Annotated in this window: 23 protein-coding genes; 12 read left to right on the top strand and 11 right to left on the bottom strand. The window is 69.6% G+C overall.

The features are described from left to right. The first annotated feature begins 106 nt into the window (after positions 1-106). Complete coding sequence (gene radA / locus ACWDOP_RS25050; RefSeq protein WP_456347013.1) at positions 107-1,495, top strand: DNA repair protein RadA; 1,389 nt, start codon at positions 107-109, stop codon at positions 1,493-1,495. Between the two features lie 747 nt (positions 1,496-2,242). Here the strand turns inward: radA and ACWDOP_RS25045 are convergent. Continuing rightward, positions 2,243-2,911 carry a hypothetical protein gene (locus ACWDOP_RS25045; protein WP_454204776.1) on the bottom strand — a complete coding sequence of 223 codons (669 nt, stop codon included), beginning with the start codon at positions 2,909-2,911 and terminating at the stop codon, positions 2,243-2,245. Between the two features lie 361 nt (positions 2,912-3,272). After that, on the bottom strand, positions 3,273-3,896 hold the full coding sequence (locus ACWDOP_RS25040) for a carbonic anhydrase (RefSeq protein ID WP_454204777.1): 624 nt from the start codon (positions 3,894-3,896) through the stop codon (positions 3,273-3,275). A 130-nt stretch (positions 3,897-4,026) separates the two neighbouring features. Between ACWDOP_RS25040 and ACWDOP_RS25035 the strand changes: the two genes are divergently transcribed. Beyond that, complete coding sequence (locus ACWDOP_RS25035) at positions 4,027-4,896, top strand: A/G-specific adenine glycosylase (RefSeq protein ID WP_456347012.1); 870 nt, start codon at positions 4,027-4,029, stop codon at positions 4,894-4,896. Between the two features lie 329 nt (positions 4,897-5,225). Here the strand turns inward: ACWDOP_RS25035 and ACWDOP_RS25030 are convergent, their stop codons facing one another. From ACWDOP_RS25030 to kstR, 5 genes are all read right to left on the bottom strand, one after another. Continuing rightward, positions 5,226-6,104 carry a metal ABC transporter permease gene (locus ACWDOP_RS25030; RefSeq protein ID WP_456347011.1) on the bottom strand — a complete coding sequence of 293 codons (879 nt, stop codon included), beginning with the start codon at positions 6,102-6,104 and terminating at the stop codon, positions 5,226-5,228. Next, positions 6,101-7,072: a metal ABC transporter ATP-binding protein gene (locus ACWDOP_RS25025; RefSeq protein ID WP_456347010.1), complete on the bottom strand. Its 972-nt coding sequence runs from the start codon at positions 7,070-7,072 to the stop codon at positions 6,101-6,103. The genes ACWDOP_RS25030 and ACWDOP_RS25025 overlap by 4 nt, the downstream gene beginning before the upstream one ends. Positions 7,073-7,082: 10 nt before the next feature. After that, on the bottom strand, positions 7,083-8,039 hold the full coding sequence (locus tag ACWDOP_RS25020) for a metal ABC transporter solute-binding protein, Zn/Mn family (protein WP_456347009.1): 957 nt from the start codon (positions 8,037-8,039) through the stop codon (positions 7,083-7,085). A 405-nt stretch (positions 8,040-8,444) separates the two neighbouring features. Beyond that, the gene (gene otsB, locus ACWDOP_RS25015) at positions 8,445-11,015 is read right to left on the bottom strand and encodes a trehalose-phosphatase (protein WP_456347008.1); all 2,571 of its coding nucleotides are present in this window, start codon (positions 11,013-11,015) and stop codon (positions 8,445-8,447) included. A gap of 276 nt (positions 11,016-11,291) precedes the next feature. Continuing rightward, positions 11,292-11,939, bottom strand: a complete 648-nt coding sequence (gene kstR / locus ACWDOP_RS25010; RefSeq protein ID WP_454204783.1) for a cholesterol catabolism transcriptional regulator KstR — start codon at positions 11,937-11,939, stop codon at positions 11,292-11,294. A gap of 158 nt (positions 11,940-12,097) precedes the next feature. Here kstR and ACWDOP_RS25005 point away from each other — a divergent pair, with 158 nt between their 5' ends. From ACWDOP_RS25005 to ACWDOP_RS24980, 6 genes are read left to right on the top strand one after another with little or no spacing between them, the layout of a single operon-like run. Continuing rightward, positions 12,098-14,266, top strand: a complete 2,169-nt coding sequence (locus tag ACWDOP_RS25005) for an acyl-CoA dehydrogenase (protein ID WP_456347007.1) — start codon at positions 12,098-12,100, stop codon at positions 14,264-14,266. Between the two features lie 25 nt (positions 14,267-14,291). Beyond that, the gene (locus tag ACWDOP_RS25000; RefSeq protein WP_456347006.1) at positions 14,292-15,359 is read left to right on the top strand and encodes an acyl-CoA dehydrogenase family protein; all 1,068 of its coding nucleotides are present in this window, start codon (positions 14,292-14,294) and stop codon (positions 15,357-15,359) included. Next, positions 15,344-16,513, top strand: a complete 1,170-nt coding sequence (locus tag ACWDOP_RS24995) for an acyl-CoA dehydrogenase family protein (protein WP_454204786.1) — start codon at positions 15,344-15,346, stop codon at positions 16,511-16,513. The genes ACWDOP_RS25000 and ACWDOP_RS24995 overlap by 16 nt, the downstream gene beginning before the upstream one ends. A 19-nt stretch (positions 16,514-16,532) precedes the next feature. Beyond that, entirely contained in the window at positions 16,533-17,498 is a 966-nt protein-coding gene (locus tag ACWDOP_RS24990; protein ID WP_456347005.1) for a bifunctional MaoC family dehydratase N-terminal/OB-fold nucleic acid binding domain-containing protein, read from the top strand. Next, positions 17,495-17,908, top strand: coding sequence for a MaoC family dehydratase (locus ACWDOP_RS24985; protein WP_454204788.1), 414 nt, complete (start codon positions 17,495-17,497; stop codon positions 17,906-17,908). Before ACWDOP_RS24990 ends, ACWDOP_RS24985 begins: the two co-directional genes overlap by 4 nt. Further along, positions 17,905-19,080: a lipid-transfer protein gene (locus tag ACWDOP_RS24980; protein WP_454204789.1), complete on the top strand. Its 1,176-nt coding sequence runs from the start codon at positions 17,905-17,907 to the stop codon at positions 19,078-19,080. The genes ACWDOP_RS24985 and ACWDOP_RS24980 overlap by 4 nt, the downstream gene beginning before the upstream one ends. A gap of 140 nt (positions 19,081-19,220) precedes the next feature. On the opposite strand, the gene ACWDOP_RS24975 is transcribed toward ACWDOP_RS24980, so the two are convergent. The 3 genes from ACWDOP_RS24975 to ACWDOP_RS24965 form a co-directional block, all read right to left on the bottom strand. Beyond that, a complete protein-coding gene (locus ACWDOP_RS24975) occupies positions 19,221-19,655 on the bottom strand; it encodes a PIN domain-containing protein (protein WP_354989746.1) in 435 nt (144 codons plus the stop codon). Then, positions 19,652-19,870, bottom strand: a complete 219-nt coding sequence (locus tag ACWDOP_RS24970) for a type II toxin-antitoxin system VapB family antitoxin (protein ID WP_354989745.1) — start codon at positions 19,868-19,870, stop codon at positions 19,652-19,654. The genes ACWDOP_RS24975 and ACWDOP_RS24970 overlap by 4 nt, the downstream gene beginning before the upstream one ends. A gap of 68 nt (positions 19,871-19,938) precedes the next feature. Next, entirely contained in the window at positions 19,939-20,133 is a 195-nt protein-coding gene (locus ACWDOP_RS24965) for a DUF5808 domain-containing protein (RefSeq protein ID WP_454204797.1), read from the bottom strand. A 121-nt stretch (positions 20,134-20,254) separates the two neighbouring features. On the opposite strand from ACWDOP_RS24965, the gene ACWDOP_RS24960 reads away from it, so the two are divergent. Together ACWDOP_RS24960 and ACWDOP_RS24955 are read left to right on the top strand one after the other, a co-directional pair. Further along, entirely contained in the window at positions 20,255-20,602 is a 348-nt protein-coding gene (locus ACWDOP_RS24960) for a DoxX family protein (protein WP_456347004.1), read from the top strand. A gap of 84 nt (positions 20,603-20,686) precedes the next feature. Then, positions 20,687-20,995, top strand: coding sequence for a hypothetical protein (locus tag ACWDOP_RS24955; protein ID WP_456347003.1), 309 nt, complete (start codon positions 20,687-20,689; stop codon positions 20,993-20,995). Positions 20,996-21,011: 16 nt separating this feature from the next. On the opposite strand, the gene ACWDOP_RS24950 is transcribed toward ACWDOP_RS24955, so the two are convergent. Further along, positions 21,012-21,746, bottom strand: coding sequence for a TetR/AcrR family transcriptional regulator (locus tag ACWDOP_RS24950; protein WP_456347002.1), 735 nt, complete (start codon positions 21,744-21,746; stop codon positions 21,012-21,014). Positions 21,747-21,825: 79 nt separating this feature from the next. On the opposite strand from ACWDOP_RS24950, the gene zapE reads away from it, so the two are divergent. Further along, a complete protein-coding gene (gene zapE / locus ACWDOP_RS24945) occupies positions 21,826-22,968 on the top strand; it encodes a cell division protein ZapE (protein WP_456347001.1) in 1,143 nt (380 codons plus the stop codon). Positions 22,969-23,212: 244 nt separating this feature from the next. Continuing rightward, the coding region (locus ACWDOP_RS24940; RefSeq protein WP_456347000.1) for a glycosyltransferase family 4 protein at positions 23,213-24,339 on the top strand (1,127 nt) is incomplete at its 3' end.

Genomic DNA, 24,339 nt, shown 5'->3' with positions numbered 1-24,339 from the left:
TCGAGACCGGTTCCGGTGCGGCGGGCGATATTCCCTGTTTCCTTCGGGCGCGCCGGTGAGAGCGGGCGTGAGGGTTCCTGTCGGAGCCGGTCATTAGGCTGCGCGCGTGGCCAAGGTGAAATCGCTGTATCGGTGTGCTGCGTGCTCGAACGAGGTCGCCAAGTGGGTCGGGCGGTGCCCGGCGTGCGAGGGCTGGGGGACCATCGAGGAGGTGGCCGGCGCCGCCGCGTCGGCGGGCGTGGGGCGAAAAGCCATGCTGCCCAGCACCGCCGCCACACCCATCTCGGCGATCGACTCCCAGCGCACCCAGGCGCGCGGCACGGGCGTGTCCGAACTGGACCGGGTGCTGGGCGGGGGCATCGTTCCCGGGTCGGTGGTGCTGCTGTCCGGGGAGCCCGGCGTCGGGAAATCGACGCTGCTGCTCGAGGTCTCGCATCGCTGGGCGCGGGCGCGCGACGAAATCGCGCTCTACGTCACGGCCGAGGAATCGGCGGGCCAGGTGCGGCTGCGGGCCGACCGGACGGGCGCGGTGCACGAAAAGGTCTATCTGGCGGCCGAATCCGATCTGGCCACGATCCTCGGGCATGTCGAGCAGGTGCGGCCCACGCTGCTGGTGGTCGACTCGGTGCAGACCATGCTGGCCGGGGACGCGGACGGCGTGATCGGCGGTGTCACCCAGGTGCGCACGGTGACCGCGGCGCTCACCTCGCTGGCCAAGGCGACGGGTATCGCGGTGCTGCTGGTCGGGCACGTCACCAAGGACGGTTCGGTGGCGGGTCCGCGCACGCTCGAGCATCTGGTCGACGTCGTGCTGCACTTCGAGGGCGACAAGCACACCTCGCTGCGCATGGTGCGCGGCATCAAGAATCGCTTCGGCAGCACCGACGAGGTGGGCTGTTTCGAGATGAAAGAGGCCGGAATCGCCTGTGTGGACGACCCTTCCGGGCTGTTCCTGCATCATCGGGGCGCTTCGGTGCCCGGGACCGCGGTCACCGTGGCCATGGACGGCAAGCGCCCGATGCTGGGCGAGGTGCAGGGCCTTACGGTCGACACCGCCGTGCCCGCGCCCCGGCGCGCGGTGAGCGGGCTGGACTACAACCGCGTTTCCATGGTCCTGGCCGTCCTGCAGAGCCGCTGCGGGGTCTACGTGGGCAAGCAGGACGTCTACGCGGCCACCGTGGGCGGTATGCGGCTCACCGAGCCCGCCGCCGATCTGGCCGTGGCCCTGGCCATCGCGAGCGCGAGTCAGGATCGGGCGCTGCCCAGCGGCCTGGTGGTGCTCGGCGAGGTGGGGCTGGCGGGGGAGGTGCGGCAGGTGACCGGGCTGACCCGGCGGCTGGCCGAGGCGGAGCGGCTCGGCTTCACCGAGGCCCTGGTGCCGCCCGGGGTGGATCGCACCGGCCGCAGCATGACCCTGCGCGAGGTCGCCGATCTCGGTGCGGCGCTGTCGATGAGCGGTCTGCGGCCGCGACGCCGGGCCGCTGCGCAGGCTTGAGACGGCCGCGCAGGCTCGCGACCGCTGCGCAGGCTCGAGACGGCCGCGCAGGCTCGAGACCGCTGCGGTGCGGCGGGACAGTGCAGCGGCTCGGCGCGACACGCGATGTCGGGGCCGACAGTGTTGCCGCTCGGGTCCGAGGAGGACTGCCGCGCGGGTGCGAAGTGCGCCCGGCGGCGGTGTGGAAGCCGCATAACGCCCGCGTGGCGTGCGGGCGTGTCGCGGTAAGGGGGCTTGACGCCCGTCGGGGACGTATCTCACCGATTCCCGCGCGATTCGAATGCCGGGGCGATTCGGCAATTTCGCCGTACCGGGACACGCGCGCCGCTCCCGTGGATGGGTGTGGATCGTTCGCGCCGAGCGGGATTCGCGGGTATCGCGCCGAATTCCGGCTACCGGCGCGCAGATGATCGAACGACCGGTTTCGAGCCCGCAATTGTGACCCGGAATCGTTCGGATTCTGCGGGCGAACACAGCCCGACTCATAGCGTTCGGCATCCGGTGATATCACGAGTGCATCAACGGATCCGCTGACGGATTCGAATTCGCGCGCGGAATTCACCCCGCGTCGATTGTGCAATTCGCCGAAAATAGGTGGGAGCACCCGTTATCCGGCAGCATCGTGCCGAAACTCGGGTGGCGCCAGCCCGATTGCGCGGGATCGGCCCGAACGCGCTGTCCCGCCGCGAGAACGGCGAAGGCCGGGACCACGGTGTGGTTCCGGCCTTCGATGCGGGTGTGCTGGGATCAGGCGATATTGAAGGGTTCCGGTGCGCTGCGCACCGAACCGAGTTGGGCGACAACGGTGTAGGGGCCCGCGGGTACCGGGATACGCTCGCCCGCGCAGCCGGGCTGGGAGGACTGCGCGGACCAGGTGACGGTGAAGGCCGCCTGCTGGCCGGGGCTGAGCGTGCGCATGTCCGGGGTGCCGTCGGGGTAGCAGTCCGTGCTGGACCAGAGCCTGCGCTGGCCGTCCAGCGACTGCACCGACACCAGTTGCAGGCCAGAACCCATGTCGCGTTCGCAGGCACCGCTGGAGATGTTGGTGATGACGATGCCGAAGACCGGCTGTTCCCCGGCCTTGTAGGTGGGCTGGCCGACGTTGACCTTCACGGCCAGCGACTGATCCGGGCACTGGCCCGCGGGCGCGCCGGCGGGCGCGGCGCTCGGGCTCGCGCTCCCGGCGGGTTTGCTTGTCTCGGGCGCGCCCGACGTCGGGCTCGCCGCGCTCTTGCTCGGGGACGCCTGGGCGGCGGACGTGGTCTCGCCCCCGGCCTTCTTATCGTCGCCACCGCCGCGCACCAGGGCGAACGCCACCCAGATGACCAGCGCGAGAGCGACCACCACGGCACCGATCGCGATCAGGCGACGGCGCCAGTAGATTTCCGGCGGCAGCGGTCCATTCGGTTCCAGCACGCTGACAACGGTAAGGGCACCGTCGGGCGCATCCGGCGCAGGGTCTCGGCGTGTCGGAGCTGAAAAGGGCCGCACCCCAGGTAGATTTCCCCGGCTCCGGAACCGCTGTTCAGGCCCGATCTTCGCGAATACCCTTGCCCGCCCGAACTTCCGGCGCACCGACCGTCCCGTTTGCCGCCCCGTCAACCCCCGGCAACCCCCGACTGCCCGTGTCGACCGTTCTGCCCCGTTTCTCCCCACCCTCCCGACTCGCCCGGCCCCTGCCGTGAGCCAACGCTCGGCCGCCATCCCGCGGGATGCCCGCCGACGAGTCCGGGCCCCGCCGCGTTCGGCGGCGAGGCCCGGGAGTTCTCGCGAGCGGCTACACGACCTCGCCGATGTTGCCGATGACGCGGCGCAGCTTGATCTGGCCCTCACCGAGGTTGTAGGTGACGCAGGCGATCGCGCACTCGCCGGCCGCCACGCGCTCGGAGATGATCACCGAACGCTGCATCAGCAGGCGGGCGGTCTCCTCGACGTGGCGGGCTTCGAGGTCGTCCACCGACTCGAGGCCGTCGCGGCGGCCGAGCAGGATCGACGGGGTGACGCGCTCGACGACGCTGCGGATGAACCCGCCGGGCACGTTGCCGTGATCGAGGGCGTCGATGGTGGCGCGGACCGCGCCGCAGCTGTCGTGGCCCAGCACCACGATGAGCGGCACGTTCAGCACGTGCACGCCGTACTCGATGGACCCCAGGACCGAGGAGTCCACGACGTGACCGGCGGTGCGGACCACGAACATGTCGCCGAGGCCCCGGTCGAAGATGATCTCGGCGGCCACGCGGGAGTCACCGCAGCCGAAGAGGATTGCTTGGGGCTGCTGACCGGCGACGAGCTTGGCCCGGTCGGCGGCGCCTTGGCTAGGATGCTGCAACGTGCCGTTGACGAAGCGCTCGTTGCCCTCACGCAGGGACTTCCAGGCACTGATCGGGTTGGAATGCGGCATGTGTCCCATTCTGCATACGGGGTCGGTTACTGGCGAGTCCGCGACGTTACGGTCCGGCAACCGGTCACCGACCATGGCGCCGCCCGGGCGGTGAGCCCGTGGCGCGGATCGAGGCGACGGCGGAGCACGAATGACAGTGGACAGCGATGTATTGATCGACTGGTACCGGGACACCGCCCGGGACCTGCCGTGGCGGCGGCCCGGCGTGGCGGCGTGGCAGATTCTGATGAGCGAGATCATGCTCCAGCAGACCCCGGTGGTCCGGGTGGAGCCGATCTGGCGCGAGTGGGTGGCGCGCTGGCCCGTGCCCTCGGCCATGGCCGCCGCGCCGCAGGGCGACGTGCTGCGCGCCTGGGGCAAACTCGGCTATCCGCGCCGGGCGCTGCGCCTGCACGAGTGCTCGCGGGTGCTGGCCGAACAGCACGGTGACGAGGTGCCCGCGGATGTGGAGGTGCTGCTCGGGCTGCCCGGCATCGGCGCCTACACCGCGCGCGCGGTGGCGTGCTTCGCCTACGGTCAGCGAGTTCCGGTGGTGGACACCAATGTTCGGCGCGTGGTGGCGCGGGCGGTGCACGGTCGCGCCGAGGCGGGCAATCCGGCGGCCCGCGATCTGGGCGAGACCGAGGCGCTGCTGCCGGTGAATGTGCCACGCGCGGCGGTCTTTTCGGCCGCCATCATGGAATTGGGCGCGACCATCTGCACGGCCCGCACCCCCGATTGCGCCCGCTGCCCGCTGCCCAGCTGCGCCTGGGTGAGCGCCGGCCGCCCGCCCTCGGACGTGGTCCGCAAGGTGCAGAAGTTCGAGGGCACCGACCGCCAGGCCCGCGGCCGCCTACTGGATGTGCTCCGTGACGCCACCGGCCCGGTCGAGCAGGCCCGCCTGGATCTGGCCTGGACCCGGGATCCCGGCCAGCGCGCCCGCGCCCTGGATTCCCTGCTGGTCGACGGTCTGATCGAGCAGACGGCCGACGGCTTGTTCGCCCTGGCCGGCGAGGGCTGAGCGCGGAAGCGTTCACCCCGCACCGGTGACGGAGTCGCGCCGGTCGGCTCGGGTGTTGGATACGGCAGCTGGGCGTGCGCGGACAGGCGTGCGGGCTGTATCGATCCGAAGGGGGCCGCCGGTGATTCTGCGGCTCGGCACGCATTCCTCCCGGGACGGGACGAGGGGGCGTTCGCCCCGGGAGGGATGCGGCGGGCGCGTTCTACCGCCCCTCACGCGGTAGATCGCGGGCTTGGGTTACCCCGGTGACGAAGATCGAATCCTCGGTTGGGGAAGAGTTCACGTTCCGTACCCGCCCGTGTTCGCGGTGGCGAGTACGGGCCCGAACCTCAGGCGGGCACGAGTTCGCGGCGGCGGTTGCGGGTGCGCGCACCGGCGACGCGGCAGATCAGGTAGATCGTGAACGAGATGGTGGTGACGAAGGTCGACACCGGTACGCCGGGGGCGAGGGACAGCAGAATCCCTCCGACGGCGGCGATTTCGGCGAACACCACGGCCAGGATGGTCGCGCGCACCGGACTCGCGGTGAGCTGGCAGGCGGCCGCGGCGGGCGTGATCAGCAGCGCCAGCACCAGCAGCGCGCCCACGATCTGCACGCCGAAGGCGGCGGTGATGCCCAGCAGCACCGCGAACACGATCGACAGCGCGCGCACCGGAACCCCGCGCGCCACCGCCACTTCCGGGTCCGAGCTGGCGAACAGCAGCGGCCGGTAGATGGCGGCCAGCACCACCAGCACCCCGACGGTGCAGGTGGCCAGCAGGGTGAGCCCGTTGTAGCCGACGCTCACCACCTGGCCGGTGAGCAGCGAGAATTTCGAGCCCGCGCGTTCGGGGCCGAGCCACAGGAACAGCACGGACAGCCCGAGGCCGAACGACAGCACCACCGCGATCACCGAATCCCGTTCGCGCGCACGCGAACCCAGGACCCCGAAGAGCACGGCCGCCACCACCGATCCGGCGATGGCCCCGAGTCCGACGCCGACCCCGGCGAGCAGCGCCGCGGCCGCGCCGGTGAGCGAGAGCTCGCTGGTGCCGTGCACCGCGAACGACATCTGCCGGCTGATGATGAGCGGGCCGATGGCTCCGGCCAGCAGTCCGAGCAGCGCCGCGGCCAGCACGGCCTGCTGGACGAAGTCGTAGCCGAGCAGGTGTGCGGTGGTGGAGAAGTCGAACATCTTGCCGAAGACGTCGGCGAGTTTGTCGATCACCGGCGGGCCTCCGGAACCTGTTCGCCGTGGCAGTGCGCCCCGGCCGCGCCGAGCGCGTCCATGGCGTCGCCGGTGCCGACCACGACCAGTCGCCCGCGCACGCGCAGTACCTCGACCTCGGTGCGGTACAGCTCCGAGAGCACGGCGGTGGTCATCACCTCGTCGGGGGTGCCGATCCGGAACTTGCCGTCGACCAGGTACAGCACCCGATCCACCAGCGGCAGAATGGGATTGATCTCGTGGGTGACGAACAGGACGGCGGTGTCGTGGGTGCGGCGGCGCTTGTCGATCAGTTCCGAGACCAGGCGCTGGTTGGCCAGGTCCAGCGACAGCAGCGGTTCGTCGCAGAGCAGTACCCGCGGGTCGCCGGCCAGGGCCTGGGCTACGCGCAGGCGCTGCTGTTCGCCGCCCGAGAGCGCGTCGATGGGCGCGTAGGCGAACTTCTCCGCCCCGACGTCCGCGATCGCCCGGGCCACCTTGCGTTTGCGTTCGGCGCGCCCGCGCAGGCCCAGGCCCCAGCGGTGTCCGTCCACGCCGAGCCCGACGAGGTCGACGCCGCGCAGTTGCGCGCCGGCGTCCATGGTCTTCTGCTGCGGGATGTAGCCGATATCCGAATTGCCGACGCGCGCGGGCGCTCCCGCGATCCGGGCGGTGCCCTCGGACAGCGCGACCTGGCCGAGCAGCATCCGCAGCAGCGAGGTCTTGCCGGAACCGTTGGGGCCGAGCACGGCGACGAATTCTCCGGGCCGCACCTGTAGGTCGAGTCCCTGCCACAGCGTCCGGTCCCCGTAGGACAGGCGCGCGTTGGCGAGCTCGACCGCGGGGGCGGGTTCCGGGGTTGCGGCGGAACGGGTTTCGGGCAGGGGGGAGCGCTCGGGCGCGGGGTATGCGCTCGAAGATTGCCGGGTGACCCGTTCGGTGGGCTCGGTCAGCGCGACTCCCTCGGTAGGTGCGGCGGTGGCAGGCATTGCCCCGGACCTAGGCGAGCGCCGTGGCGAGTGCCTTGGCGTTGCCGGTCATCCACTGAATGTAATCCAGGCCCTCGGGCAGGGTTTCGGTCACCTCGACGATGGCGATGCCGTTGGCCTGCGCGGTGGCGCGCATGTCCTTGGTGGTGGAGTCCTCGGTCTGGATGTTGTAGACCAGCGCGCGAACCTGCTTGGCCTTCAGCAGGTCTCGCACCGCGGCCACGTCGGCGGGGGAGGGGTCGGTGCCCTGTTCCACCGCTTCCTGGAACGAGTGCGGGGTGCGGTCGTCGACCTTGGCGGCGGTCAGCAGGTAGTACGCGAGCGGTTCGGTCTGCAGGACGGGCTGATTCGGCTTGTCGGCGGCGATCTTCGCGGTGATGGCCTCGATGTCCTCGAGCTGGCCGGCGAAGGCGGCGGCGCGATCGGCGTAGGCCTGCTTGTTGGCCGGGTCGAGTTCGCCGAGGGATTCGGCGATGTGCTCGGCGACGTGGCCGACGGTGTGCGCGTCGTACCAGACGTGTTCGTTGGCGCCGCCGTGGTCGTGCCCGTGGCCTTCGCTCTCCTTGGCCGGGGTGGCGCCGGGTGCGCTCTCCTCGTGCCCGTGCTCGCCCTCGGCGGCGATCTCGACGGCGTTCACGTTGCGCTTGCTCTTGCCGGAGATGGCCTTGTCGATGAACTCGTCGTAGCCGCCGCCGTTGTAGACGATGAGGTCGGCGTCGCTGATGCGCGCGGCCTGCACGGCCGTGATCTCGAACGAGTGCGGGTCGACGGTCGGGTCGGAGATGAGCGATTCCACCTGCGCGTCCGGTCCGGCGACGGTTTTGGCGATGTCGCCCCACACGTTGGTGGAGGCCACCACGGTGATGGCGTCGGAGTCGGTGGTCGAGTTCCCGCAGGCGGTCAGGGTGGCCACGGCGGCCAGCCCGGCGGCTGCGACCGCGAATCCTCTGGCATAGCTGTTGCGCACGCGAACCACTCCTGAAGCTGCCTAACAAAAACGAAAACGATTGCCAATAAAATGTAACCCACGAATCCGCGCCCCGACGAATTCCGACCGGTAGGTGTGGTGCGCACCACGCGCCCGCCGCGCCGGTCCCGCCGTTGTCGCGGGCGTCTGGACGGGATTCCGGGGCCGAGTCCTGCGAACCGCGATTCTCACCGTTGCCGCGAAATCTGCGCCCGGCCTGGTCCGCTGCTATGTCCGGGAGTTTCCCCGGGTCGGTAGGCCGCACCGCGGTCGCCCCTTCGTAGCGGATCGGGTCCGCTGCCCGTTCCCGGGATGGGCCGGGCGTCACGAGTTCTTCCCCCGCACGAGTCCGGCCCCCGCGAACGATCGTTCGCGGGGGCCGGATGTCTCGGGTCCGGTCCGGACCTAGGTGAACGCACCCACCGGCTGGCTCAGCAGCTGTGCGCAGCGCAGCAGGCCCAGGTGGCTGTACGCCTGCGGGTGATTGCCCAGCGAGCGTTCGGCGACCGGGTCGTACTCCTCGGACAGCAGCCCGGTCGGTCCCGCCACGTCCACCAGCTGCGCGAAGAGCGCCTCGGCGTCCTCGCGCTTGCCGATGAGCAGGTACGCCTCGACGAGCCAGGCGGCGCACAGGTGGAAGCCGCCTTCCCCGCCGGGCAGCCCGTCGTCGTGGTGGTAGCGGTACACGGTCGAGCCGCTGCGGAGTTCGGCCTCGGTGGCCACGACGGTGGCGGCGAAGCGCGGATCCGACGGATCGATGAGCCCGCTGAGACCGATGTGCAGGGTGGCCGCGTCCAGGTCCGTGCCCTCGTAGGCGGCGGTGTAGGACTGGACCTCTTCGTTCCAGCCCTCGACCTTCACCTCCTCGGAGATGGTGTCGCGCAGCTTCTCCCACTCCGGGTCGACGGTCCGGCCGAACTGCCGCCCGAGCGTGATCGCCCGGTCGGCGGTGAGCCAGCCCATGACCTTGGAGTACACGTGATGCCGCGGGTTGCCGCGAATCTCCCAGATCCCGTGGTCCGGCTCGCGCCAGCGCCGCTGCACGGCCGAGACCATGGCGTGCACGAGATCCCAGTCCGCGTCCGGCAGCGCCTTGGCGGGATCGGTGATGCCCTTGCGTTCGCGGGCGTGCGCGAGCTGGGAGATCAGGTCCACGATGGGCCCGAACACGTCCAGCTGGACCTGCATGTTCGCCGCGTTGCCGACGCGCACCGGCCGCGATCCGGCGTAACCGGGCAGCTGGTCGATGACGGCCTCGGGCGGCAGGGTTTCGCCGTAGAGGGTGTAGAGCGGGTGCAGTCGCTCGGGACCGGGCAGCGTCTCGAGGACGCGGTGGGTCCAGGCGAGCAGTTCCTCGGCTTCGCCGAGCGAGCCGAGCGATACCAGCGCGGACGCGGTGAGTGAGGCGTCGCGCAGCCAGCAGTAGCGGTAGTCCCAGTTGCGCACGCCGCCGATGTCTTCGGGCAGCGAGGTCGTCGCCGCGGCCATGATGGAGCCGGACGGCGCGTGCACCAGTCCGCGCAGGGTGAGCGCGGACCGCTTCATGAGATCGGGTTTGAGGGGCGGCAGTTCGAGGGTGCCGGCCCAGTCGGCCCAGTACCGCTCGGCGAGCCGGCGGCGATCGCTCTCGGGCGTCATGCAGGGCGCGAGATCGGAGGTGCCGCAGCGCATTTCGAGCACGATCGGGCCCTGGCTCGGGTCCACCACCGCGCGCGCGGTGTGGTGGTTGCCGTCGTCGATGATCTCCCATTCGACGCCGGGGGAGCGCAGCACGATCGGATCGTTGGTGCCCTGGACGCGCAGGCCGGCCGGATCGCGCACGATGCGCACCGGCACCTGGCCGAATTCCGGTCGGGGAGCGAAGGTTACGACCGCCTTGGCGTCACCGCTGATGACGCGGGTCAGGTCGGTGCGCTCGGCCACCACGTCGTGCGGCAGGTAATCCACCACCGACAAACTGGACCAACGGGTTTCGACGGTCATGGTGCCGTCGATGTACCGCTGCGACAGCGGCAGTCCGGCGCGTTCGGGCGCGATGGTGAAGTGCCCCGCGCCGGGTCCGCCGAGCAGGTGCGCGAACACCGCCGCCGAATCCGGTTCCGGATGGCACAGCCAGGTGATGGTTCCGTCCGGGGTGACCAGCGCCTTGGTGCGCGGGCTGGCCAGCATGGTGAGCCGCTCGATGCGGGGCGCGCTGGCGCCGGCGAGCCAGGTGCGCCGCTCCTCCAGCAGGAAGGCCAGCGCCTTGGACACCTCCTCGGTGCTGGCGACCCGGTGTTTGGCCAGCGAGTCGCCCTCGCCGACCTTGATGCCCACATCGGGTCCGGACAGGCGTTTGAACGCCTTCTCGTCGGTGACGTCGTCACCGATGAAGACCGCCGCGGACGCGCCTTGCTGATGCCGGACGATGTCCAGCGCCGCGCCCTTGTCGGTTTCGATCACCGCGAGTTCGATGACCTCTTTGCCCTCGGTGGTCTGTACGCCGACCCAGCTGGCCGGACCCTGACGCACCTGAACCAGTGCGCGACGGCCGATTTCGGGGCTGGCGTTGCGCACGTGCAGTGCGACGCTGGCCGGTTTGATCTCGACCGTGGCGCCCGGGTTGTCCTGGGCGACCTGGGCCAGCGTCGACTGCACTTCCTGCAGTAGCTGTTTGGCGTCGTTGTCGATGGCGTGCACGAAGCCGACGTCGAATTCGGATCCGTGGCTGCCGATGAGTTGCACCTCGACGGGCAATCGGGACAGCGCTGCGAGATCTCGCAGCGCGCGGCCGGAGATGACGGCCGCGGTGGTACCGGTGAGTCCGGAAAGCGCGCGCAGCGCGTTCACGGACTCCCTATGGGGATAGGCCTTCGCGGGGTCGGACACGATGGGCGCGATCGTCCCGTCGTAGTCCGAGGCGACAAGCAGCCGTGGCACGCGGGCGACAGCCGCCAACGCACGGCGAAGTTCCAGTGGCAAATCCTGTGCGCTCACGCATCCAACCTAATGATCGGAGGAGTTTCTTCAGGGCGAGCGTGACTCTACTGGGTGTTGATTGCCCGCTCGTTTTGACGGTGATACATAGCGTTTACAAGACCCTTGCGCGCCGTTCACCAGATGTCCGATTCCCGCTGGTGTACCCCGGCTTTCGTGGCTGTGACCAGTCACGTTCCGGAACGACGACGGAGGGCCGGCTCCACCTCGAGAGGTGGGCGACCCTCCGGTCATACGTGCGAAAGCCGGGTTGCGTTCGCCCCGGGGTGATCTCGCTTACTTCGCGTCGCCGATGAGCAGATCGACGGTCAGCTCGAGGCGTTCGGTGACGTCGGTGGCCGAGGCCCGCCGCGTCAGCCAGGCAACCAGATTCGAGAGCCACACGTCGCTGATGACGCGGGCGATGGCGAGCTGGCGATCGTCGGGCGTCTCGTCGGACAGCGCGCGGGCGAAGAAGCGGTCCATCACCTTGCCGACGCGATCGACCTCGGCGGCCGCGGAGGCGTCGGCGAACATGAACGCTCGCGTCATCGCCTCGGTCAGCAGCGGATCGCGCTGCATGGCGCGGGTGATCTGGTGCAGCATCAGGTGCATGCGCTCGCGCGGATCGTTGCCCGGCAGCGGCTTGCGCCGGCCCTCCAGCTGCTCGAATTCGCGGGCCAGGGCCGAGACGAGCAGGTGCACCTTGGACGGGAAATACCGGTACAGGGTGCCCACGGCGACATCGGCGCGCTCGGCGACCGCTCGCATCTGCACCGCGTCGTAGCCGCCCTTGGAGGCCAGCGCCAAGGTCGCGTCGAGGATGCGTTTGCGCCGGTCACGCTGGGCGGCGGAGCTCAGATCCTCCTCGCTCAGGGTGGTGGCGGGCGCGGTGCGCGCGGCGGCGGGCCCGTCGGCAGCCTGCGATCGGGAGGGACTGGCCATCGGTTGAGAGTCCTTTCCTGCACGAATCGTTCGGTGCACTCACCCAGCGTCGGCTGGCTACGAGTTCGTACCAGCCGGGCGGCGCTTGACTTACGCCCGGCTCGAACATTAGAACATGTTCTAGGAGTGGAAGTCACCCCAGAAAGGCGGTATGGAGTGTGACCATAGCCACCACTGACGAGCATAAAGCCGTTCAGGAGTCCATGCGCGGATGGGCGGCGTCGGTGCGCCCAATTGCAACAATGCGTTCCGGTGGGCCCGACTATTGGCGCGAATACTGGTCGCGTCTGGCCGATCTCGGAATTTTCCGGGTCGCGGTGCCGGAGGAGGCCGGGGGCGCCGGTTGTTCCGTCGGCGATCTCGCTGTCCTGGTGGAACAGGCGGCGCATGATCTGGTCGGCGGACCGGTTCTCACCACGGCGCTCGCCGGCCTCGTTGCCGGGGAGATGCTCGACGAGAATACGCCGTGCGGTGTCGCCCTCGGGGGCGAAATCGCGATATCGGCCCCGATCGACCCGGCGTCCGGCCTCACCCTGACCGGGGTCTGGGATTCGGTGCCGGGCGCCGCCCCCGGAACCGCCGTTCTGGTGCCCGTGCGCGACGGTGAGCGGACGCTGTGGTGTCTGATCGACGCCGGCGCCGAGGGTCTCGCCATCGAGCCGCTGGACACGATCGACCGCAGTGTGCCGCTGGCGCGTGTCGAATGCGCGAATGTTGCTGTGGCGCCGGACCATATCTTCGAGCCCGCCAACTCGGTGCTGGACATCGCCGCCACGCTGGCCGCCGCCGAGGCCGCCGGAATTGCCGGCTGGTGCCTGGAGACCGCGGTCGAATACGCCAAGGTGCGTGAGCAATTCGGTCGAAAGATCGGCGAATTCCAAGCGGTGAAACACATTTGCTCGTGGATGCTGTGCCGGGCCGAACAAATTCGCGCCGTAGCCGCCGATGCCGCGGCCGCCGTGGACAGTGGTAGCGCGGAACTGCAGTTGTCCGCCGCGGTCGCGCTGGCCATCGCGCTGGACGCCGCCGTGGAAACCGCCAAGGATTGCATTCAGGTCCTGGGTGGAATCGGTTTCACCTGGGAGCACGACGCCCACCTGTATTTGCGCCGGGCCACCGCCACGCGCCAGTTGCTGGGCGGTTCCGCGCACTGGCGGGCGCGGGTCACCGAGCTCACCGTCGCGGGTGTGCGCCGCACGGTCGGTCTCGACCTGACCGCGGACGGCACCGCGGGCGAACCGAATTGGGACGCCGTGGGTTCCAGTGCCGAGGAGGCCGCGGTGCTGGCGGCCGAACTGGCCAACATCGCCGCCCTGCCCGCCGCCGAGCAGCGCGGCGCGCTCGCCGCCGCCGGGCTGCTGGCCTCGCACTGGCCGGCGCCGTACGGCCGGGGCGCGGGCCCGATCCAGCGCACCTGGCTCGACGATCAGATCCGCAAGGCGGGGATCGAGCTGCCCGAGCTGGCCATCGCCAACTGGGCCATTCCCACACTGCTGCAGTGGGGTTCGCCCGAGCAGATCGAGCGCTACGCGCTGCCGACGCTGACCGGTGAGGTCATCTGGTGCCAGTTGTTCTCCGAGCCGGGCGCCGGTTCCGACCTGGCGGCGCTGCGCACGGTCGCCGAGCGGGTCGAGGGCGGCTGGAAGCTGCGCGGTCAGAAGGTCTGGACCTCGCTGGCGCACGAGGCGACGTGGGGCATCTGCCTGGCGCGCACCGACGCGAGCGCGGCCAAGCACCGCGGCATCAGCTACTTCCTGGTGGACATGAAGAGCGCCGGGATCGACATCCGGCCGCTGATCGAGATCACCGGTGAGGCGCGCTTCAACGAGGTCTTCCTCGACGATGTCTTCGTCCCGGACGACTGCCTGGTCGGGGAGCTGGGCAACGGGTGGAAGATCGCTCGTTCGACGCTCTCGGCCGAGCGGGTCGCCATGGGCGGCAAGGGAATCGGCGCGGAGCTGGAGGCGTTGATCGCCGCCGCCCCGAAGTCCGGTCCCGGCGCCGAACTGGTGGCCGACCGACTCGGCGGGTTGGTCGCCGAGTCGATTGCTGGAACGTTGCTGGACGCGCGTGCCGCGCAGAAGCTGCTGTCCGGCGGGGACCCGGGCCCGCAGAGCAGCGTTCGCAAACTGGTCGGTGTCAGACACCGTCAGGCGGTCGCCGAATTTGCCGTGGAAGTGGCTGGCGCGGCGGGTGCCTTGGAAACCGATGTGGTGAAAGAATTCCTGCTCACGCGCTGTTTGTCGATCGCGGGCGGTACCGAGCAGATTCTTTTGACCGTCGCCGGTGAACGAATTCTCGGGCTGCCGCGCGAGTCGCACGCCTAGTCCACACCTCAACGGGAGCATTGCATTGGACTTCACCAGGGACGAGAGCCAGGACGCTGTCGCCGAGGTTGTCGTAAGTTTGCTAGAACGTGAAAGCGCGCGTGATATCGCCCTCTGGCCGGTGTTCGCGGGCAGTGGTCTGCTGGCCGTTCCGCTGCCGGAGCGCTTCGGCGGCGACGAGATGGGGCTGCTCGAGGTGTCGGCCATGCTCACCGAGCTCGCCACCGACGCGGTCCAGATTCCGGCGCTGACCACCCTGGCCTTCGGGGTGCTGCCGCTGCTGGCGGCCGGTATCCCGGATGCCCTGGCGGAGAAGGTGTTTCCGGCCGTCGCCGAGGGCGCGGTGCTGACCGCCGCGCTGCACGAGGCGGGCGCGCCCTTCACCGAGAAGCCGGAGACCACCGCGGTGTCCGAGGGCGCCACGGTGCGCATCACCGGCACCAAGGTCGCGGTGCCCTACGCGGGCACCGCGCGCTGGATCCTGGTGCCCACCGACTCCGGGCTCGCCGTCGTGGACGGCGAGGCGGCGGGCCTGGTCAAGACCGCGGGGCCGACGTCCGATGGGGTGCCCGAGTTCTCGGTGCGCTTGCAGGGCGTCTCGATTCCGGCCGAGCAGCTGCTGCCGGGCGGCATCGCCGACCTGCACCGGCTGGCCCTGGCGGGCATCGGCTCGGTCGCGGACGGCCTGCTCAAGGGCGTGCTCGCCCTGACCGCGGAGCACGTGCGCACCCGCGAGCAGTTCGGCCGCCCGCTGGCCGAGTTCCAGGCCGTCGCACAGCAGATCGCCGACGTGTACGTGGTCTCGCGTACGCTGCACGCGGCCGCGGCCTCCGCCAATTGGGCACTGGCGCAGGACGAGGCCGGCGCGGAACACCGCGAGCGCACCGACGACGATCTGGACGTGCTCGCGTACACGGTGGCCTCGGAGCTGCCGGCGGCCATGCAGAAGTGTCATCACCTGCACGGTGGCCTGGGCGTCGATATCACCCACCCCCTGCACCGCTACTACTCACAGGCCAAGGACATCGCGCGCTGGCTGGGCGGCGAATCGTTCCGGCTGGACCGTTTGGGAGCCAGATGTTCATCGAACTGACCGCCGAACAGCGCGGATTGCGGGACGAATTGCGTTCGTACTTCACCAGTCTCGTCACTCCCGAAGAGGAGGCCGAGATGCTGGTGAACCGGCACGGTGATGCCTATCGGGCCGTCGTCAAGCGCATGGGCGCGGACGGCAAGCTGGGCGTCGGCTGGCCGAAGGAGTTCGGCGGGCAGGGTTTCGGGCCGCTCGAGCAGCAGATCTTCTACAACGAGGCGGTGCGCGCCGACGTGCCCGTCCCGCTGGTGACGCTGCTGACCGTCGGTCCCGCCCTGCAGACCTACGGCTCCGAGGAACAGAAGAAGAAGTTCCTGCCCGGAATCCTCACCGGTGACGTGCATTTCGCGATCGGCTACTCCGAGCCGGACGCGGGCACCGACCTCGCCGCGCTGCGCACCAGCGCGGTCAAGGACGCCAACGGCGACTGGATCGTCAACGGGCAGAAGATCTTCACCACCGGCGCGCACGAGGCCGACTACATCTGGCTGGCCGTGCGCACGGGCACGGTGGAGTCGCGGCACCGCGGCATCACGATCCTGATCATGGACACCAAGGATCCGGGCTACTCCTGGACCCCGATCATCACCGCCGACGGCGCGCATCACACCAACGCCACCTACTTCGACAATGTGCGCGTTCCCGCCAACATGATCGTCGGCGAGGAGAACGGCGGCTGGAAGCTCATCACCACCCAGCTCAATCACGAGCGCGTGGGTCTGGGCCCGTCCGGCAAGATCGAGCAGCTCTACGAGCGCACGCGCGACTGGGCGCAGGCCAACGGCGTGCTCGGCGAGACCGACGTGCGGCGTTCGCTGGGCCGTTTGCACGCCATGGTGCGGCTGAACGAGCTGCTGAACTGGCAGGTGTCCTCCAACATGGAGCGCCCGGACGCCGATCCGGCCGACGTGATCGCCGACGCCTCCGCGACCAAGGTGTTCTCCACCGAGGCGCTGCAGGAGGCCGGTCGCCTGGCCGAGGAGATCGTGGGCCGCTACGGCGACCCGGCCGAGCCGGCGACCGCGGAGCTGCTGGTGTGGCTGGACCGGCGCACCAAGCAGAACCTGGTGGTGACCTTCGGCGGCGGCGTCAACGAGGTGATGCGCGAGCTGATCGCCCAGATGGGCCTGCGGTTGCCGCGGGTGCCGCGCTAGTTCGCGAAGGAGTGAGAGCGTGACGAAGAGTTTCACGGCCGACGAGATCCGCGACGGCCTGGAGAAGATCAAGGCCGACGGTGAGTCCGCGCCCCGCGCGGGCCGCGATCCGATCAATCAGCCCATGATCAACAACTGGGTCGAGGCCCTGGGCGACGTCAACCCGATCTACGTGGACGAGGCCGCCGCGCGGGCGGCCGGGCATCCCGGGATCGTGGCGCCGCCGGCCATGGCGCAGGTGTGGACCATGTTGGGGCTGGGCGGTATTCGCGCCGACGACGATCCGATGACCCGCACCAACGATCTGTTCGACGCGGCCGGGTTCACCTCGGTGGTGGCCACCAATTGCGAGCAGGTCTACCACCGCTACCTCGAGGTCGGCGAGCAGGTCACGGTGCGCTCGAGCATCGGGGACATCGTGGGCCCCAAGAAGACCGGGCTCGGGGACGGCTGGTTCACCACCTACCTCACCAACTGGTACGTGGGCGACGAGCTCGTGACCGAGATGAAGTTCCGGATGCTGAAGTTCGCGCCCGGGACCGGAAAGACTACTGCCCCCGAGGCTTCCGGTGCGGTGCCGGCCGAGGATCTCGCCAAGCGAGTGCGGCCGACGGTCTCCAAGGACACCGAATTCTTCTGGGACGGCGTCAAAGCCGGTGAGCTGCGCATCCAGCGGCGGCCCGACGGCTCGCTGCAGCATCCGCCGGTTCCGGCGCTGTGGCAGGACCACTCCGAGCAGAGCGACTACGTCGTGGCCTCCGGGCGCGGCACCGTCTTCAGCTTCGTGGTGCATCACGCGCCCCGGGTGCCGGGACGGCAGCTGCCGTACGTGGTCGCGCTGGTCGAGCTCGAGGAGGGCGTGCGCATGCTCGGTGAGCTGACCGGCGTCGATCCGTCCGAGGTCGAGATCGGGATGGCCGTCGAGGCGGGCTTCCTGGCGCTGGACGAGGACAACACCGTGCCCTACTGGAAGGCCGTCAAATGACCACCGTCGAACTGTCGGCCGTGCAGGTCGGAACCGCGTTGCCGGAGTTGGTGATTCACGCCGACACCACGTTCATCGTCTCGACGGCGCTGGCCACCCGGGACTTCCAGGACGTGCACCACGACCGGGACAAGGCGCTGGCTCGCGGGTCCAAGGACATCTTCGTCAACATCCTGACCGACACCGGCCTGGTGCAGCGGTTCGTGACCGACTGGGCCGGGCCGAGCGCCCGCGTGAAGTCGATCGCGCTGCGCCTGGGCGTGCCGCTGTACGCGGGGGACACCCTGACGTTGTCGGGCACGGTCGCGGCCGTGGACGGCGCGGATATCACCATCGACGTGGTCGGCAAGGATTCGCTCGGCGATCACATCACGGCGAAAGCCGTTATCTCCCTGAAGGAGGCGCAGTGAGTGGCCTGAGCCGCGCCGCCGCGATCGTCGGCATCGGCGCGACCGATTTCTCCAAGGACTCGGGCCGCAGTGAGCTGCGCCTGGCCGCCGAGGCCGTCACCGCCGCACTGGCCGACGCCGGGCTCACCCCCGCCGATGTGGACGGCTTGACGACCTTCACCATGGACACCAATACCCAGGCCGCCGTGGCACGCGCCGCCGGTATTCCGTCCCTGAAGTTCTTCAGCAACATCCCGTTCGGCGGTGGCGCGGCCGCGGCGACCGTGCAGCAGGCCGCCATGGCGGTCGCGACCGGTGTCGCGGATGTGGTTGTGGCGTACCGCGCGTTCAACGAGCGTTCGGGAAATCGCTTCGGCCAGTTCGCCACTCACCTGGCGACCGGCAATCCGAGTTCCTCGGGCGTGGACAACGGGTTCTCCTACACCCACGGCCTGGGCACCCCCGCCGCCCAGGTGGCGATGGTGGCGCGCCGCTACATGCACGTATACGGCGCGCGCAGTGCGGATTTCGGCCGCGTCGCGGTCGCCGATCGCAAGCACGCGGCGGTGAATCCGGCGGCGCACTTCTACGGCAAGCCGATCACCCTCGAGGAGCACCAGGCGTCCCGCTGGATCGCCGAGCCCCTGCACCTGCTGGACTGCTGCCAGGAGACCGACGGCGGCGTGGCGATCGTGGTGGTGTCCGCCGAGCGCGCGAAGGATCTGCCTAACAAGCCGGCCCTGATCGCCGGTGCGGCACAGGGTTCCGGTGCGGACCAGTACGTGATGACCAGCTACTACCGCGACGGCCTGTCCGGCCTGCCGGAGATGAAGCTGGTAGGCGACCAGCTGTGGTCCCAGAGCGGTCTGCGCCCCGAGGACATGCAGGCCGGGATCCTCTACGACCACTTCACCCCCTTCGTACTGATGCAGCTCGAGGAACTGGGCTTCTGCGCCCGCGGCGAGGCGAAGGACTTCATCGCCGACGGCGCGATCGAGCTGGGCGGCCGCCTCCCCCTGAACACCCACGGCGGCCAGCTCGGCGAGGCTTACATCCACGGGATGAACGGAATTGCCGAGGGCGTCCGCCAGATCCGCGGCACGTCGGTGAACCAGGTCCAGGGCCTGGAGAACATCGTGGTGACCGCCGGGACCGGCGTCCCGACCTCGGGGTTGGTCCTGACCACGAACTGAGCATCGCGTGTCGCCGATCGGCGTCAGCGGCTTGGTTCCGGTAGCTTCGTCAGCTGAATCTATCGAACGAAATGACTGAGCGAGATATCTTCTCGCTCAGTCATTTTCGTATTCTCGGCTCCTCGTCAGCGCGGCACGCTTCAGTCCACGCTGCCGGAAGGGGCGACCCACACCTGAGACTGCCGGGTCACGGCGGCTATGTGTTCGAAATCGGCGTCGTAGTGGACCAGAACGGCGCCGTGGTACTCGGCCACCGCCGCTGTCAGCAGGTCGACGATGCCCGCGGCTCGATGTAAACCCTGGCGGGCCATCAGTTGTTGCACTTCCCGGGCGCGATCGGCGATGGCCTCGTTGATCGGCAGGTTGATGTACATGGCGCGGCGGCGCTGTGCGATGTTCTGCACATCGGCGAGGTTTCGGCCCGAGTAGCCCGCTTCCAGATCCACCGTCACGCAGGTCGCCGCGGCTCGGTCCGCGATGAGGCCGGTCAGAACATTGCGCACGGACTCGTGGCGCAACCGCGCTGCCGCGGAGGTGTCGATCAAATGCAGCCGCAGCGGTGTGGGGTCGGTCAACGGCGAGCCTTGCGCATGACTTCCGGATCGCCGATGTCCGGTCCGACGCCGAAGCCGTACGGGTCATCGAGCACCTGCTCTATCCGCCGCCGGCGCTGCGCCACGAACTCCAGTGCCGCGTTGACCGTGTCCTTCTTCGTGGTCGTCCCGAGTTCCTTGGCCGCCAGCGCCAGCGCTTCGTCGTTCAGGTCGATCATCGTTTTCATATGTCTCATGATATGTCTCCGGCAATATGCTCAGCAATATTGCTGGAGGATTCGGGGCGACGGGCCCGATGGATGGGTCAGCGGCGGTGGAAGAGGCGGTAGAGGTTGAAGTCGTAGCCCCAGCCGAACGTTTTGGGGGTCAGGAACCGGGGGTCGTCGGGATTCCACCAGCGGGCCTTCGCGCGGGCTCGGGTCGGGCGGCGCCAGTCGTAGGGCATGCCGAGGAAGTGGCCCTGGGGATCGGGGGGAGGTACGCGGTCGGATTCGGTCATGAGGCCAGTTAACAGCTTTTCGGCGGGCGGGGGTGGAACCGCGCGGCCGGGATGTCACACCTCGGGGGGTCGTGTCGTCCTTCTCGTGAACATGGATCCACACCGTTGGAAGGACACGATCATGAACACCGCTTACCACGTCGTCGGGGTTGTCGCCGCTCTCTGGATCGGGTTCTCGGCGTACTCGATCGTCACCAGGCAGGCGTTCGTCGCCGAGCCGCTCGTCGAGTACGGGGTGCCGGGAAGCTGGTGGAACTGGCTGGGGCTGGCCAAGGCGGCCGGCGCGCTGGGGCTGATCGTGGGGTTCTTCATCCCGGCCGTGGGGATCGCGGCGGCCATCGGGCTGATCCTGTACTTCGCCGGGGCGGAGATCACGATTCTGCGGGCGCGGTCGTACAAGACGCTGCCTTTCCCGCTGCTGTACATGATTCCGGCCATCGCGACGCTGGTACTGCAGCTCGCGGTGTGAGGGGTGCGAAGTTTCGCCAGGGGATGTCGTGCCCGGCCGACGAGCGTAGTTTGGGAGATGGCCGGGCACGGGAAGGGGCTGGGGATGATTCAGGATCGATTCAGAGACATTGCGGCGGTAGACGGTTCGCTCATCTACGGGCCACCGCACGAGACCGCCGACGGCGCCACCGTCATCACGGTGACGGGGACCGGTGGGTTCTTCCGGCCCCGCCCGCGCCCGCTCGGGGTGTTCGTGGTGCACGGGGGAGAGGTCACCTGGGAGCCCGCGACCGACAAGCAACTGGTCGCGCTGCTGGGGGTGCTGACGGGATTGATCGCGGCCGCCTTCGCGACCGGGGCCATGCTACGTCGCCCGCCGTGGCCGGATATCCGGATCACCAGCACCTGCTGAGGGATCGGGCCGAGCGCTAGCGGTAGCCGCTCAGTTGGGTCGTCAGGACGCGTTCGAGTTGCCGGACGCTGTCGGGCGTCCCCGCGGCGAGAGTTGTTCTGGCCCCGGCGAACCTGTCGAAGACCAGGCCCTCGATCACCGCGATGAGATCGGCCGCCGCGTCGGCGGGCGCCGCCGCGCCCAGGGCTCGGCACAGCTCGGTGGCGTGCCGATGCGAGAAGAGGCAGCCGACGAGTCTGGAGTGCAGTTCGGCGTCGGGTAGCAGGTCGATGATCAAGGCGTGGCGCACTATCAGGTGGTTACGGCGCTGTGCCAGTAGGCGATCCAGCCACTCGGCGATGCCGCGCGCCGGTACGGCCGGATCGATGCCGGACCTCGGCGGTTGTTCCACACCGGCCTTCGTGACGCCTGCATCGCTTGCCGCAGCCGGATGCAGGTCTGCGCCGAACGGCTCACCTTCTTCTCCCGCAGCCGAATCCGGGTCCGCGCCGGCCGGCCGCCCTGCAGTTCCATCGGCAGGCAACATGCCACCCGCGGCCGCGAAATCGGTGCGCGAGCGCAGCGCGATGCGGTCGACGATCGCCTCGATCAACGCGCGCTTGGTGCGGAAGTAATAGGACGTCGACCCCGCGGGCAGCTCCAGCGTGGTGTCGAGCGCGCGATGAGTCAGGGCCCGGAGTCCCTGCGCGGCAACGAGATCGATCGCGCTGTCCACGATCAGCACGCGCCGATCGGTTGTGGAGATGGTCACCTTCGCTCCTCTTCGCCCCGGCAATCCTCTACAACTATAGAGGTTCCTCTACGAATGTAGAGAGCTTGGGAGGTTTGCTGTGGATACCTGTGGATTGGTTCTCGACCACGACCAGCGCATTGCCGCCGACCGGCTGGCCGCCCTGACCCGCACGGCGGGCTGGGGCCGCCGAGAGCCGTCCGATCACCGCCTTCGGGGCAACGGCCGAGGTATCGATGGCCGGTCCGTCGGCGATGAAGCATCGGAGCCCGGCGACCGGATCATGCCGCCGGCGCGTTCCCGGCGCGACCATCAGCCGGGACGGTGGGCCCGCCGACTGTCCGGGCTGTTCACATCCCATGCCCCGGCGCACCGGACCTCCCCGCCCCCACGCGGCCTCTACCTGCACGGCGGCCCCGGCCGCGGCAAAACCATGCTCATGGACCGCTTCCTGGCCGAGGTCGACCCGAAACGCGCCCGCCGCTTCCACTTCCACGGCTTCTACGCCCGACTGCACGCCGCCATTCACGACTACGGCGACGTGGACGCCGCCGCCCTCGCCCTGCTCGGCGACGCCGACCTGATCTGCTTCGACGAATTCCACGTGCACGACAGCGGCGACGCGCGCCTGGTCACCCGCCTGCTCGAGGTGCTCTTCGCCCGCCCGATCACGCTGGTGCTCACCTCGAACTACGCACCCCGCGATCTGCTCCCGAACCCGTTGTTCCACAGCATGTTCGAGCCGACGATCGACCTCCTCCTGGAACACCTGGACGTGCTCCCGGTGAACGGCCCGGTCGACTACCGCACCCTGGGCGAACGGAACACCGGCTTCGCGGCCGGGTCCTACATCGTCGGCCCCTGCCCGCTGACGGGCCACGCCGAGGTCCCGATCGCCCACCGCAGCATGACGGCCCGCGCCGCCGAGAACGATGCCCTGACGGTCGATTTCGCCGACCTGTGCGGAATCCCGGTCGCCGCCTCGGACTACCTGCCCCTGACCGAGCGCTTCCATCACTGGACCGTGTGCGCCGTCCCCGACCTCACCACCGTCCCCGCCGACTGGGTCATGCGCTTCGTGAACCTGGTCGACATCCTCTACGACGCCGACCTCCCCCTGACCCTCTACGCCGACGTCCCGCGCACGTCCCTCGGCGCGCAGGTCGCCCGCGTCCCCGACCTCTACCGCACCCTGAGCCGCCTCGGCGAGCTGACCCTCGAGCCGCAGCCCGCCACTCGCTAGCCGCTCGGTGCTCGCGACCGGTGTCGTCCCCGGCTGGACCCGCGTACCCGGCTGATGCTCGGGCGTGCCCGCCGGCCCCCACCCCGCACCCGGAGTCCGGCGAACAACCGCCTGGCGACGCCCGGGTGAACCCGCCGACCAGATCGACGCGCGGGATTCATGTTCCGGCCACGCGCACGGGGTCTCGCGTTGCGGCCGTCTTTCTACCGTGCTGGAGGAGGCAGCACCGAACCGGAGGGGACCGATGCGAATCCGCGAGCAGACCGCCAAGGCCCAGCAATCCCGGGGTTCCGGCCGCCGGAATCCGAGCATCCCCGGCGTCCGGCTGCGGGTGCTGGTTGTCGCCGAGTCCTTTCTTCCCCAGGTCAACGGCGTCACCAATTCCGTCCGCCGGGTTCTCGACCACCTGGCCGCCAAGGGCCACGAGGCGGTGCTCGTCGCGCCCACCGGACCACCCAGGTACGCGGGCTTCCGGGTACACGTGGTGCGGGGGGCGCGACTTCCCTTCTACCGTGACTTCCGCATCGGCCTCGAGACCCGCCGCCGATTGCGCCGCGTCATCCGGGAATTCGAGCCCGACGTGGTGCACATCGCCTCCCCGGCCACCCTGGGCTATCAGGCCGCGCGGGTGGCGGGCGAACTCGGCATCCCCACCGTGGCCATCTACCAGACCGATCTGGTCGGCTTCGCCGAACGCTACGACCTGCCGGGCGGTGTGCGCACCATGGCCGCGCTCACCCGCCGCATCCACCTGCAGGTCGATCGCACCCTGGCCCCGTCCACCGCGAGCCTGCGCCAGCTGGAGCTGATGGGCATCCCGGGCCTGGCGCGCTGGCCGCGCGGGGTCGACCTGGAGCAGTTCGGCCCCTTCCGCCGCTCGCCGGAACTGCGAGAACGCCTCGCGCCCAACGGGGAAACCCTCGTGGGCTACGTCGGCCGCCTGGCCCCGGAGAAGGAACTCGAACTCCTGGCCCATCTGCGCCCGCTGCCCGGCGTGCGCCTGGTCGTGGTCGGCGGTGGCCCGGAGGAGAAGCGCCTGCGCAAACTGCTGCCGGGCGCGGCCTTCCTGGGTGTGCTGCACGGGGACGAGCTGGGCGCGGCCTACGCCTCGCTCGACGTCTTCGTGCACACCGGCCGGCACGAAACCTATTGTCAGGCAGCCCAGGAGGCGCTGGCCTCGGGTGTGCCGGTGGTCGCGCCGCGCTCGGGCGGTCCCATCGACGTGGTCGATCCCGGGGCCGGATTCCTGTACCCGCCGGGTGACACGGCGGCCCTGGTGGACCACGTGCGCCGCCTGGTGGACGATCCGCGCCTGCGGGAGCGGACCGCCGCCGCGGCACAGCGCAGTGTGCGCGACCGATCCTGGTCCGC

The sequence above is a fragment of the Nocardia sp. NPDC003693 genome (assembly GCF_053981095.1).
This window is presented reverse-complemented; position numbering and strand designations above follow the sequence as displayed.